General features: G+C 35.8%; 12 protein-coding genes. 9 read left to right on the forward strand and 3 right to left on the reverse strand.

What is annotated here, in order from left to right; all coding sequences use genetic code 11:
• From V7147_RS14265 to gloA2, 4 genes are all read left to right on the forward strand, one after another.
• Positions 1-241: EAL domain-containing protein (locus tag V7147_RS14265; protein WP_335368515.1), on the forward strand; the 241-nt coding region annotated here is incomplete at its 5' end.
• A 114-nt stretch (positions 242-355) separates the two neighbouring features.
• Positions 356-2,050 (forward strand): methyl-accepting chemotaxis protein, encoded by a 1,695-nt coding sequence (locus tag V7147_RS14270; protein ID WP_335368516.1) that lies wholly within the window; start codon positions 356-358, stop codon positions 2,048-2,050.
• 106 nt (positions 2,051-2,156) lie between these two features.
• Positions 2,157-2,618 carry a chemotaxis protein CheW gene (locus V7147_RS14275; RefSeq protein WP_335368517.1) on the forward strand — a complete coding sequence of 154 codons (462 nt, stop codon included), beginning with the start codon at positions 2,157-2,159 and terminating at the stop codon, positions 2,616-2,618.
• Positions 2,619-3,046: 428 nt separating this feature from the next.
• On the forward strand, positions 3,047-3,439 hold the full coding sequence (gene gloA2 / locus V7147_RS14280) for an SMU1112c/YaeR family gloxylase I-like metalloprotein (protein ID WP_335368518.1): 393 nt from the start codon (positions 3,047-3,049) through the stop codon (positions 3,437-3,439).
• A 79-nt stretch (positions 3,440-3,518) separates the two neighbouring features.
• On the opposite strand, the gene V7147_RS14285 is transcribed toward gloA2, so the two are convergent.
• Both V7147_RS14285 and V7147_RS14290 read right to left on the reverse strand, forming a co-directional pair.
• Positions 3,519-4,385, reverse strand: coding sequence for an N-acetylmuramoyl-L-alanine amidase (locus V7147_RS14285; protein ID WP_335368519.1), 867 nt, complete (start codon positions 4,383-4,385; stop codon positions 3,519-3,521).
• Positions 4,385-4,807 carry a hypothetical protein gene (locus tag V7147_RS14290; RefSeq protein WP_335368520.1) on the reverse strand — a complete coding sequence of 141 codons (423 nt, stop codon included), beginning with the start codon at positions 4,805-4,807 and terminating at the stop codon, positions 4,385-4,387. The genes V7147_RS14285 and V7147_RS14290 overlap by 1 nt, the downstream gene beginning before the upstream one ends.
• 479 nt (positions 4,808-5,286) lie before the next feature.
• On the opposite strand from V7147_RS14290, the gene V7147_RS14295 reads away from it, so the two are divergent.
• From V7147_RS14295 to V7147_RS14315, 5 genes are all read left to right on the forward strand, one after another.
• Positions 5,287-5,784, forward strand: a complete 498-nt coding sequence (locus V7147_RS14295) for a zinc ribbon domain-containing protein (protein WP_335368521.1) — start codon at positions 5,287-5,289, stop codon at positions 5,782-5,784.
• A gap of 29 nt (positions 5,785-5,813) precedes the next feature.
• A complete protein-coding gene (locus V7147_RS14300; RefSeq protein WP_335368522.1) occupies positions 5,814-7,373 on the forward strand; it encodes a zinc ribbon domain-containing protein in 1,560 nt (519 codons plus the stop codon).
• Positions 7,374-7,465: 92 nt separating this feature from the next.
• The gene (locus V7147_RS14305) at positions 7,466-9,316 is read left to right on the forward strand and encodes a zinc ribbon domain-containing protein (RefSeq protein ID WP_335368523.1); all 1,851 of its coding nucleotides are present in this window, start codon (positions 7,466-7,468) and stop codon (positions 9,314-9,316) included.
• 425 nt (positions 9,317-9,741) lie between these two features.
• Positions 9,742-10,680, forward strand: a complete 939-nt coding sequence (locus V7147_RS14310) for an FkbM family methyltransferase (RefSeq protein WP_335368524.1) — start codon at positions 9,742-9,744, stop codon at positions 10,678-10,680.
• Positions 10,681-10,805: 125 nt separating this feature from the next.
• The gene (locus V7147_RS14315; protein ID WP_335368525.1) at positions 10,806-11,348 is read left to right on the forward strand and encodes a D-lyxose/D-mannose family sugar isomerase; all 543 of its coding nucleotides are present in this window, start codon (positions 10,806-10,808) and stop codon (positions 11,346-11,348) included.
• 667 nt (positions 11,349-12,015) lie between these two features.
• Here V7147_RS14315 and V7147_RS14320 read toward each other — a convergent pair.
• A complete protein-coding gene (locus V7147_RS14320) occupies positions 12,016-13,125 on the reverse strand; it encodes a DUF4179 domain-containing protein (RefSeq protein WP_335368526.1) in 1,110 nt (369 codons plus the stop codon).
• Position 13,126 lies beyond the last annotated feature (1 nt).

Here is a 13,126-nt window from a genome sequence, read left to right on the forward strand (position 1 = left end):
AAGCGGAATTATAGAACTAGAACCTAACTATTTAAAGCTGGATAGAATTTTTTCTATAAATCTAGCTAAATCATCTCAAAAACAAAAAATGATTTCATTGCTTTTACAATATTTTCAAGAAACGGATACAAAGATTATCCTTGAAGGAGTCGAAACAAACGAGGAACTACAAATGGCGAAAACATTGGGTATCGAGCTATGCCAAGGATACTTGCTTTCTAGGCCACAGCCCATTTTTTAAAATGCTATTAATTTATAAAAAGATTTGGTGGAAGATGTAACTCAATGTTACTAATGACACATCAATAGAAATAGACATTATAAATCGATTAGGAATATTGGAGGTTCATATACGATGAAAAGATTGACTAATTTTAAGAGTATCAAAATGAAAATATTATTTGGTTTTTCAGTTGTGATCTTACTTGTTGTTATTTTAGGTTTCTATAATTTTTATACTACAAATAAAGCAAATCAAAATACAGAAGTTATGGTTAACGAGCAAGTTCAATTATTAATTGCAAATGAACAATTGGTATCATCTATCGCAAACCGAATTGGGACAGCAAGAGGATATGTGTTATTTGGTGGTGACTATAAAGAACGATTTAATGAGTATACAGAACAAGGAAAACGAGCAGAAAAGGTGATTAGAGGAATAGACGTTACCGAGGAATTTGATGCATTAATGAAACGTACGATCAAATGGCGAGAAGGGATTGCTGATGAAGTATTTAAAGAATACGATAATGGAAATAAAGAACTTGCCCTCCAAAATCTTCAAAAACTTACTCCAGAGGGTCGCGAATTAATGATTGGTTATGAAGAGTTAGCTATTAAAAGAGAAAAGTTAATAACAGAGCTTGGAAAAGAAACGGTAGCTAATGGAAAAAGTTCACTAACTGTAACATCTATCATTACTGTCTTAATTATCGTATTGAGTATCGTCGTAGCTTTTATAACGTCGTTTATTATTTCAAACCCAATAAAAATGGTCATGGAACGGATGAATCTTATTGCAAAAGGAGATCTAAGCCACGAGCCATTAAAAACAAAATCAATAGATGAGATCGGTCAATTGGTACAATCCGTAAATGTAACAAATAATAGTCTTCGAACCATTGTCAAAGATATGACAGTCGTGTCTGATAATGTAAAGAATAAAGGCGAGGCACTAACATTGTACGCTGATGAAGTATTAGCTGGAAGCCAACAAATCGCAACAACAATGGAAGAGTTATCGTCTGGAGCGGAGGAACAGGCTCAATCTTCAACTACCCTAAATGAGAATATGGGGAAATTCTCTCAAGAAATATCGAATGTTGCCTCCAAGAGTGAATCTATTAAAGAACATTCAGATAAGATGCTTCAATTAACGGAAGATGGAAGTCATTATATGGAAGAATCTGTTCAAAAAATGGCGACAATAAACGAAAAAATGAAGCAATCTCTTTCAATGGTACAAGGATTAGATTACAAGACAAATGGCATTTCAAAATTAGTGAATGTCATCCAAGAAATTGCAGCGCAAACGAACTTACTAGCACTCAATGCAGCCATTGAAGCAGCACGAGCTGGAGAGCAAGGAAGAGGATTTGCGGTAGTAGCCGATGAGGTTCGGAAATTGGCTGAACAAGTAAGTGAATCGATTACTGACATTACTTCAATCGTTTCAGATATTCAGGATGAATCAAAACAGGTGGTTCAGTCGCTAGATGAGGGCTATCAATTAGTAGATGAAGGAACCACTCAAATTAAAACAACAGGTGAAACATTTACCCAACTTACAGGGGCAATCGAAGCGATTGGAGAACAGATCTCTACAATGGCAACCTCACTCTATGGTGTATTAGACGATACAAAAACGATTAATTCTGCAATCGAGAATATTGCCGCTGTTTCTGAAGAAAGTGCTGCCGGGGTGGAACAAGTTTCAGCTACCGCCCAACAATCAAGCACATCAATGGAGGAAGTTTCATCAAGTGCAAAATCATTAGAAGAAAATGCAAATGATCTGAATAACTTAATCCAAAAATTCAAAATTAGTTAAATTAAATACCCATCCTTTAGATAAAGTTTGATTTTGTCTAGGGGATGGGTTTTAGAGAATGTATTAGTGAATCGGAATGAACGGATGAAACAGGAGTGGAAATGATATGGATGCACAGAAAAAGGTAATTGTCTTTCGATTAGATGACCAGGAGTATGCAACAGTTATCCAGAATGTACGCTCAATCGAGCGCATGCAAGAGATTACGCGTATCCCCAATGTCCCTAATTTTATAAAAGGGGTTATTAATATACGCGGGGAAGTAACCCCTATTATTGATTTAAAAGAGCGGTTATCCATTGGAAAAATGAATGAAACAAATGAGACTCGGATTCTTATTGTGGAAATGAACGGCATTCAGACGGGCCTCATTGTTGATGCAGCAACAGACGTTATTGACATTGATGCTTCAGTCGTTGAACCAGCAACTAACATTATGAATGGTGTAAATGAGTTGTTCATAGAAGGAGTAGCCAAGCTAGAAAATCGACTTCTCCTGCTATTGAACTTGGAGAGAGTATTAATTAAGCAGGAAATTAATGAATTGCAGGAACTTAATCAGTTGTGAAGTATGGGGTTGGTTGCAGCAGCTGGGAATGCATTATCATGGGGAGTAGGACTAAAACAATTTTTATTATAAAATATCAAATGCCCGATTAGTAGCAATCTGTACTAATCGGGCATTTTTTGAAAACATCGATTTCAAACAAATGTTTGTTTAACGGTTTGAACCAGTGATAATACGAAACCATTGATTCAATCAATCGTTTGTTTGAATTTTTTTTGTATGTAAATGGAGTTTGAGAGTTAAACTGTTATACAATTAATTTAGTAACCTACAATAGGGACAGGTCCATCGTTTCAAAGTTAAAGTACTTTTGGTTCTAGTTAAAGTGGTGAGGGCTTACACATTCATTAACTATTACAATTGATAGGTCCGTAGTTCCGTTTTAAAATGGGTTATGGATTTATAAAATCAAGATAAGGATGACCATTATGAAAATTAATCGAATTCATCACGTAGCAATTATCTGCTCTGATTATGAGAAGTCCAAAGACTTTTATGTGAATAAGTTAGGGTTTACTGTATTAAATGAAACGTTTCGTGCAGATCGAGCTTCATACAAGCTTGATTTAGTAGTTGGGGATATATATCAGATCGAGTTGTTCTCTTTTGCCGACCCACCGAAAAGACCAAATTATCCCGAGGCAACAGGTCTTCGACATCTTGCATTTGAAGTAGAAGATATAGAAGAAGCGGTAAAGGAACTAAAATTAAAAGATATTGTTGTAGAAGATATACGAATTGATGAAACAACATGCAAAAAATTCACTTTCTTTAAAGATCCCGATGATTTGCCTTTAGAAATTTATGAAGGAAGATATTAAGAAGGATGGGGAACAGGCGAAGACCAGTAGGTTTGGTTTCCTGTTCCACTTTTGATTTTATCGTTTATTGGAGAATACTTTATCCCAAATTCCCTTTATTCAGCCGTCGTTGCAGTTCTTTTACAACAATAGAAGGTCGACTTATAACTCCATCAACTGGTGCCCCAAGTCTTATTTGCAAGGCTGTAATCGTAAATGATCCCAAATATCCATCTTGCATTACGCTGAGCCATTTTTGTAATGCTTTAATGACTAGTGATGGTTTGCTAATGAAGCCATCTACCGGAGTCCCAAAATAACTTTGGAGAGCACTGATCGTTTTGGGTCCCAAATAACCATCAACGACAAGGTTTTCTTTTGGGGGATTAACTGGTTTCGCTGTAGGTGTTTGTCCAGAACTAGGACCTCCATAACTAACACCTTCCTCTCGGCAAATTGCGCGTACCACACATTCATACATACCTTCACGATAGGCCTTATCCTTAATTTTTTCTGATTGTGGACCATCCACAAATTCATATTCTACTATAGTTGTTCGACAGGAACCTGTTAGTCTATGCATATAGTAATAATCGCCGCTGGACGAATTCTTTCTGGAGTACACAGGTTTTGGTCTAATCGGATACCCGGATCTCTTAAACTCCTCAATTAGTAATTGCTCAAACTTGCCGTCAGAATAGATGGAATGGATTGTTTCAGTCCCACTGCCACCACCCGCGTTAAAATGATGTGAAATACACTTCTTGTATATTTTAACCTTAGAGGTTCTTGAGTCGGGATTTATTGTAACATCACTTGATCTAGTCATATCATTTGCAACTCCTAGCTCAGCTAAGCGTTTGTCCACATAGAGTGCAGCTTCTAGAGTATATACTTTTTCTGTATTGCCATTAGCTTCCGCCCCCGGATCACTCCCGCCATGTCCAGCATCTTGAATCCAACTCATCAATAAATCACTCCTTTTCTATTAGGGGATGAGGAACCTTTCCCTTCGTCCCATGTTGGATATGGATTAAAGACGTAGAGATTGCCGATTTGTGCCCCACTATTATTTTCTGTTTCATAGGCAGTTAACATGTTAAACTCGATACATTTCCATATCATGCGCTTAAAGGTAGAGCGAGAAATGGCATGCTCGCTCAACCCAAAGTCTTTGCAACATGCGATTGTTTTAATGGCTTCATGGCAAACTCCTGGAATTTTTGATGATAATTGAATTAATTGATTCATTCCCAACATTTCTCCTCGCGTGAATTTCTTTTGATAATCAATAAGCCAAATCTCCATATTGACCTTAAATTCCTCGTAATCATGAAATTGTGAATACTCATAAATATCTATTTCAGAACCTATTTTGATTCTCAACATAACTTGAACCCCCTTTTACCATTGTTATAGAAAGGTAAAGTGGAAAAAGGGGCATCGGTTTTGAAAATATTTGAGGCAAAAGAATTGTTACGTAAATCTTCATTTTTTCTTCGGAATTTGGAGTATCTGTCGTCGAAAACGGCAACCGCGAATGGCGAGATTATGGAATTAGGTCAGGGGGAAACCTAGTCTTTTTGGGGGACGGAATGACAGATCCAAATATCTTTGGAGAATAATGGAATTGCTGATGGTGGTGATTTAATTATTTTTTTTGACAAAGACCATTCTTACCGCATTCTATTAACCTAACATAGGAGTAAAAAAGATATATATTAAAAAAGAGCAAAAAGTCCCAAATAGTTTACTAATTTAGGAAATGTATGTAAAATAGATAGGTATTTGGTTGGGAAATGTAGTGTTTTCCAATCTTTCCGAATATTCAATATTTAATTCCAAAAATTTAAAAGGAGTGGGTCAATTTGTCTAATCTACAATCAAAATTAGGAGAGGGACTTTCTAAGTTCCAAGATGGAATTGAACAAGGTAAACAGAAATTACAGGTTGTTCAAGAGATTAGCCGTCTTAAAAAGGAAATCAATGAAGCATCAACAAAAAAATCGATGGTGCTGCTTGAAGTAGGTCAAGCTACATATCAAAAGATACGTAATGGTGAAATTACCGATCCAGAGCTTGTTGAATTAACAGTAAAACTAGTAGGCTTTGATCACCATATCTATCAAGCGAATAAAAAGGTAGCAGAATTAAATAGTAGAAGCGCGGATTCAAATTCAATTATCTGTTCAATTTGTCAAACTCCTAACAGTGTAGATGCAAAGTTCTGCGGAGGTTGTGGTGCTAAAGTAGAAGTGGCTACAAAGGTTGTGTTGAGCGGAGAAGAGACTTGTGTAATATGCGAGGAAGCTATGCCGGTAGATGCGAATTTCTGTCCTTGCTGTGGAACAAAGGCGACTGCTTAGTAGATTGATAGAAAAGGAGGTTGAACAACTTGTTTTGTAAGAATTGTGGAACAGAAAATTCGGATGGAGCCCTGTACTGTAGTAATGATGGGGTTGTGTTATCCAAAGTAAGTGAACGGGTTCATTTATCCCGTGATAGTGAAAAGTTTTGTAAACATTGTGGTCATGAAAACACAGTAGGTGGTTATTATTGTGTATCATGTGGGCATAGTTTTGAGAAGGTAGTTGAAAAAGAAGAAGAGAAATTATCAGTTTCAAATGCAGCATCTGCTGTAAGTTCACAACAGGTAGGCGGAAATTTTCAAAGTGGACAAGGATTTATTGCTAGTTTAACAGATGTAAGTACTTTGATTCATTCTGGTAAGTTTATCGGGATGTCAATCGTGGCTTTATTAATTATTTCTTTCAGCATAAGTTCATTAGTGAATGGCCTAGTAAGCGATTTGATAAGTGATGAAATTGGTCCTATTGCGGATTTAATAGATATCAATCTAGTGTCTTTTACAGACGTTATGATGCTTAGTCATTTGTTGGGTTTAAATTTTACTATTAACGCAATGTTCATTGAAGGAGCTATCCAAACTTCTAGTGGGCTGTTTCTTTTATTAATTATTCCTGCAATAGTCTTTATTGTAATGGGCTTTCTTATGCAGCGTAAATACCCAGAAAGTACTATGGTAGAAAGATTAACACGTTGTTTATCATTCTCTATACCATATGCCATTCTTTTTGGTTTATTTAGTTTATTTGCTGGGACTTCATTGAAAATGAAAGACCCAACTGGCTTTACAGAGGTAGTATTAACGTTCACTTCAGACTATTCATTCTTTGAGAGCATTTTTAATGCATTTATAATTAGTAGTATTTTTACAAGCATCGGAGCAATGATTCGTCTGTCAAAAGAACAACGTACATATAATTATCAATATGGGTTGTCTATTTCACGGGCCATTTTACATTCAATGGTTGGGCTCGCTGTGGCGATGGTCGTTGGATTTTTTGTGATGTCTTCAAGTGATAATTTAACAACTGATGATCCTGCTGGAGATCTAGTGATCGGTACTCAAGTGGGAGGTTATATTTGGAATGTCTCTCAATTTGAAACCCTTAAGTTAAAGGTGGAAACCTTTGGTGAAAAAATTACCGCTAGTTATTCACTTTTGGGAGGTGCGAAGGCATCTCTAGATGGGGCAGACACAGAAGATGAAGCAGAATTTAAAGATGAGTTCAAAGAGGAATTTAAAGAACAAATTGGCGGATTGGGGTTGGCCTCATGGCTGCTAGTCCTTATTACCTTTGCATTACATTTCTGGGCTGGAAAACAGTTGATCAAATCTTCAGGTGGGAACATCCTATTTGAAGTAGGGGCTTATGCAGTTACTTTTGGACTTGTGAATGCGCTAATCGTGGGCATTACGAAGATATCTGCAGACCTCAATATGGATGATGCAATAGTCTTTAGCTTAGGATTTTCATCAATTGGGGTGTTCTTTATCAGTACAATTTTAGCTTATGTAGTTTCTTATGGTTCGGTGATGCTTTTAGGTCGTCAAACATCTTCATCCCAAGGACAAAGATACTCTGCATAGTTGATTCCAAAAACATACTCTACTCACTCCATTGGGTGGGGTATGTTTTTTACATAACGAAGTGAAACAGCTTTGAAAAGGAGAAGATGAAAATGAAATTCTGTACATCATGTGGAGCAAAGAAGATAGATAATACTCCATTTTGTAATGAGTGTGGGGCAAAGTTTGAAGATATAAAGGTGCCAAAAGCAAGAAAAACAGTCAAATCACCAGGACTAAGCGCTTTATCATTAAAAACAAAACTGATCATTGGTGCGGTATTAGCTGTTCTAATTCTAGGATTTGGTTTGTATAAGCTCGGAGATTCCATGACTGATAAAACAAAACTACTTGCGTCTTTTACGAAGAATCTTGAAAATGGTGATGTAAAAGGGTTAGTGAAGATGTTAGATTCCTCTGACGAATCCCTAGAAGTTACCGAACAACATGTGAAGGACTTAGTAGAGTTTTTAAAAGAAGATCCTTATCTAAAAGAGGAGCTCATCGCTCAGCTCCGTGCAAATTCTAAAGTAGACGGTTTTAAACTAGACCCAGTTGATTATGAAGAATACGGGATGCCTCAATTAATCACTTTTGAAAAACGAGGTAAGCATTTCTTCTTATATGATAACTATGATTTTGTTTTACAAACGTTCCCATTAACAGTCAATACCAATTATGATGATTTAACCTTTTTTATTGATGGAGAAGAGGTAAAGTCTGAATTAGTTGAAGAAGGTTATGTTTCATTGGGTAATAAGCTTCCAGGTAATTATGAGATAAAAGCTGTTCTGTCATCGGATTTTGTTGAATTAGAGAAAGAAGCTGAAGTCAGTCATTTCTCACCATCCTTCATAGACATGTATTTAGATATTGATTACGTGAGCATCGAATCAAATGTGGATGGCGCAACGGTACTAGTAAATGATAAAGACACGGGGATTAAGGTTAAAGCAGATGAAGAGGTAGAAATTGGTCCAGTATTACTTGATGGCTCAATGACGGTCAAAATCGAGCAAGAAACACCTTTTGGAAAAATGCAAAGTTCAGATGTACCAATTGATGACGATCATCTAACTGTCAATTTAAGCCTGACAAAAGAGGAAAAAGAAAAAGTAACCGAACAACTTGTTACCTTCATGACATCGCTCTCGAAGTCACTTGTGAACGGAGATAAAAGCTTAGTAGAAGGGCATACAAACTATCTTCAAAAGGAAATAATTGATACCGTAGAGGATCAAAATTGGTCTTATAGTGGATATTTATCAGATATGCGCGCAAATGAAGACTCATACTATTTAGGTTATAAGGACGGTAAGTGGTTTGCGGTCGTTGAGGTAGTTGAAACGTGGAAAGAATATAATTACGATGATTACTCGGGCTCAATTGAATCTGAGGATGTAACATCATCGATTTCGTATGAATTCGTTTATGATGAAAAAGAGAAAAAATGGGCTGCAAATTATTTTGACAACATTTCAGGAATTGATAAAAGCAAGCTAGCGAAAGTTGAAATTGATGTTGCCGCACAACAAAAACAGTTCGAAGCATCCCCTGTCTTTAAAAATGTTAAAGCAGAGATGAATCAAGATGGAATCGCACCATTTGTTGAAAATTACCTTTATAGATCCGTAGAAGCAATTAATAGCCGTGAGTTTTCCTACGTGTCCGGTCTGATTGACCAATCTTCTGCAGATTACTTAAAAGAAGTGTCTAACTATATTAATTACCTTGAAGAGAAGAACATTACTGAAGACCTACTTGATATTGAAATTGTTGATATTAAAGAGATGAATGATACCACTTTCACTATATCAACGCATGAAGAATATCATATCTATTACGGTGATGGGACGGGAAAATATAAAGCATTTGATTCAAAATACGATGTTAGATCAACACCAAATGGTTTTAGGATGTATAAGTTGATAGAAACGAAAGAAGTAGCAAGTGAAGATTTATAGAATAATATATTGTCACAGTGGCACTAATATATTTTTTAGTGATTGACAATTAATTTGGATTTTGTACTAGTAGGCCCGCCCCTCACAAGGATAAAGTTTTAAAGTATTAATATAATAATGCTCAATACTTTGTACCTATGGTGCAAGATTATTTCAAACAAACGAGGTGCACATTTGATAACCGACTGTGGCGAGTGGCTGTAGACAACGGAAACGAGAAGATACGTGAAACGATTGATAAGAAGAATGGAAATTAGACCAGAGGAGAATCTCTGGTCTTTTTAGGTTGGAATAATATTTTTCGTCAAAAGGTGTCACACATCATTTCAGAATATTCACTAAACGTTTACAAGCACTTAATATTCTTCTTCTATAATGGAAGGTAATCAGTTAATAGCCTTCATTAAAAAGGGGAGATTATCAATATGTCCATTCCTAAAGGAGTTTTGACCAAGCCTATTTTTGTAAAGCTATGGGAGAGTTATCCACTTTTTTCAAAGGTAATCTTAGATGTTGGTATTTTTCTAAAGTATAAGACATTAAAATTGACTAAAATCCCGAATAAAATTACCCTTCCATCTCGAAATATTATTTACATTAACAATGCCGAAAATCGAGGAAGGGCCCTTTTGATTAGTGATGGGATTACGCAGTCTCGCGTTACTGAATTCTGGGGAAATGCTGTGGAGTCGTACAAGCCGTCACTAGTTCTAGATATAGGTGTGAATTATGGAGAATGCATTTTCTCGACAACGTATGAAAAAGAAACGACCATTGTAGGAATTGAAGCAAATAAATATTTAATTGATTATATCGAGCGTTCACGGAAACAGCATGTGAACTGTCATCAAATCAATATTATTCATGCTTTTGCAGGGGAGCAAGAAAAGCAGGAGCAAGCCTTCTATATTGATACGCATTGGTCTGGGACTTCTTCTGGTGTTCAAATTTCGGAAAAAAACAGTATTGAAAAAACGAAAGTGCCTGCGATTACGGTTGATTCCCTTTTTAATCAAAAAAATTTAAACAATCAACGGCTTCTATTTAAAATTGACGTAGAAGGCTATGAATTTATGGTTCTAAAAGGAATGAGAAATCTCCTTAATAATTGCCGCGATATTCTAGGGATAGTTGAAATTGATAGTCGTTATTTAGAAAAGGCTGGAGTTGACCTGGATGCTTATTTCGTTTTTTTAGACACGTATTTTGAAATTAAATTTTATGATAACTATAATCAACTAAAAAGATTAACTTCTACTTCGTTTTCTGCATTGCAGGAGGAATTCGAAGCGGAACATGTCCATACAGACCTTGTCCTGTCTTTACGAAACGGTTATGATGAGTTCCCTGAATTAGTATCCTGAATAAAACTTGCAGCGCAACCAGCGTTTTCTTTATCAAAAGCAAAAATGATATTAATTTTGCTATAGTAATTCTCCATATTATGTCATACACTCTTATTAGATGATAAAAGACAAGGAGGCATACGATGATAACCCGCAAAGAATATGAGCTTATTAAACAGGAAACATTGGAATATTTTAAGAAGTGTAACATTGTTTTGACAGAGGATGAAATTGATAGACTTGAAGTTGCTGACTTTGGACTTAATAGAGTAAGAGAGCTTGGTTTACAATTGATTACATACATCAATACGGAGCGTTGCTGCGCGAAGGACTTAGTGCTTCTTCCAAACCAGACTTGTCCTGAACATTTACATCCACCTGTAGGGGAATCTCCAGGTAAGGAGGAGACGTTTAGATGTCGTTATGGAACCGTTTACTTGTATGTGCCGGGTCCTGCGGTGGATCAACCAAAAGGTAAAGTTCCAGAAGATAAAAAAGATACCTTCACAGTGTGGAATGAAATCATCTTAAAACCAGGTGAACAATACACACTAGAACCAAATACCCTACATTGGTTCCAAGCAGGGGAAGAAGGGGCAGTTGTTTCAGAATTTTCTACGATGAGTACGGATGAAAATGATGTATTCACTGATCAAGAAATAAAAAGGATTCCAGAAATTGAGTAGGGTGGTGCAGGTAACCATCCGTACTTTCCGGTAAATATGTAATAGACGAAGGTGATCCTTCGTCTATTTTATTATGTAATATAAATGCTTTTGGATTTTCATAGAACCTTTACGAATGAGAAAAGAATGATGAGAGCAAATGTTTGATTCCTCTTATTTTAGGGAAGGCATTAACTCATTTTTTTGGAATAAGATTGGCTTAACAAAAAAATAAAAAGTAACGAAAAACCCAGTCGCTATTACGACTGGGATCTATTTGGTAAATCTTGTGAGCAACTTTATCAATTATCTTTAATAAATCCTCTTTAGTACTTCCTGGCAACAAATATAATTATTTCTTCTATACACTTTTCATTAGACCACTCGTAAGTTTAATTAGCATGATACTCTGTGGTTTTTGTACCTTCCATTTTTAACATCACTTTGTATCGCTGTAATTGAGTATTGAGACAAATCTACATCACTTATAGGAGCTACGCATCCTTTTTTCTGAATACTTTCATTTATTGTTTAGAATAGTCGAAATATCTTTGTGCAGTTCTAGCCTTTTTCTATTTTTTAATAACAAGAGTGTTCGATATATCGTTTGCTGTTGGAAATGTTGTTTTTACCTTTCCCACTAATTAATTGATTTAGCTTCTGACTTTCAATCTGTATCAACTGCTGGTTAATCCTCTTTTACATAAGTTGGTTGAACTGTTGTTATACTGTTTTTATCAGAATCTTTAACAGTACCATCTTGTTCCAAAGGTACAGTAAATGTTACTTTTTGAGACGTATCCTTTGAATTGTATACCATTATTGTAATGCTCTTTGGTATTTCCTCCATAGGGGGGAATGGAAAGTGGTTTGTAACCAGTTCTTTTCCGTTTCCTAAATCTTTAGTATGACCTGATGACCCGTTGTCAGGTCCTGCACCCACAATACTAAAGTAATAATTGATCCCTTCTCCCTTATCCATAATGGTCTCAGTATCAAGACCTATACCAGAGGGTGCAAAACTTATAGATTTTATAATAAATTCTCCGCCAAAAGCATTTACTTTATATTTTTGGGAAAAGGTTTGGCCTAACTCATTTGTTTTATCTTTTGAAATAGGAATCTTAAAATCCCAATTTCCAGAGACACCTTGGATTTTTGTAAAGGATAACTCCAATGAGAAATGATCTTCTTTAGGCAAGTCTATCGGATATATATTTAGGATTCCCTCATATTCTTTCGGACCCTTAATCTCATATTGCTCGCTGAATCCACCGTAGTTATGTGACCCATTTATTTTTGTTTCATAAGAATCCGCATCAAGTATTAAACGGGTGCTCCCATTATTAGCACTGGGTGGTATTTGCCACGTTTCATTGCTATTGTTTCTTAATCGATAGGCTACTGAAAGATTTTGTCCATCATAATAGGTTTTAGTAATTGTTAATTGAATATTATTAGATGTAACTGACTTTTCAACGTTTTCTGTCAGCCCTAAATTATTTGCATTATTTAAACCTATATCAGAGTTATAATTAGCATAAATGACTCCCACTACAGGGATTTTCTTTAAAATATCTGCAAAAGTTGGAGATACAAACCCTCCCCCAAAAATCAATGAAATGATCACTGTAATCGAAAGGGCAAGGTATACTTTCTTTTTTGATTTAGGACTGCGATTAGAATTACTGTCATTTATTATCCGACTTCGTATCGTTTGATGTAATGCATCAGGTGGTCGAATTGCTTCTAATTCAGTAGAAAGTTGCTGCTCTATATCAAAATGATTATTTGACATT

It is taken from the genome of Bacillus sp. JJ1521 (assembly GCF_036965165.1).
Classification (GTDB): Bacteria; Bacillota; Bacilli; order Bacillales; family Bacillaceae_L; genus Ferdinandcohnia.

Excerpts from the sequence above, each read along its gene's own strand:
- gloA2 (WP_335368518.1), top strand. The coding sequence starts at position 3,047 with ATGAAAATTAATCGAATTCATCACGTAGCAATTATCTGCTCTGATTAT.
- V7147_RS14285 (WP_335368519.1), bottom strand. The coding sequence starts at position 4,385 with ATGAGTTGGATTCAAGATGCTGGACATGGCGGGAGTGATCCGGGGGCG.
- V7147_RS14275 (WP_335368517.1), top strand. The coding sequence starts at position 2,157 with ATGGATGCACAGAAAAAGGTAATTGTCTTTCGATTAGATGACCAGGAG.
- V7147_RS14315 (WP_335368525.1), top strand. The coding sequence starts at position 10,806 with ATGATAACCCGCAAAGAATATGAGCTTATTAAACAGGAAACATTGGAA.
- V7147_RS14320 (WP_335368526.1), bottom strand. The coding sequence starts at position 13,125 with ATGTCAAATAATCATTTTGATATAGAGCAGCAACTTTCTACTGAATTA.
- V7147_RS14290 (WP_335368520.1), bottom strand. The coding sequence starts at position 4,807 with ATGTTGAGAATCAAAATAGGTTCTGAAATAGATATTTATGAGTATTCA.
- V7147_RS14310 (WP_335368524.1), top strand. The coding sequence starts at position 9,742 with ATGTCCATTCCTAAAGGAGTTTTGACCAAGCCTATTTTTGTAAAGCTA.
- V7147_RS14270 (WP_335368516.1), top strand. The coding sequence starts at position 356 with ATGAAAAGATTGACTAATTTTAAGAGTATCAAAATGAAAATATTATTT.
- V7147_RS14305 (WP_335368523.1), top strand. The coding sequence starts at position 7,466 with ATGAAATTCTGTACATCATGTGGAGCAAAGAAGATAGATAATACTCCA.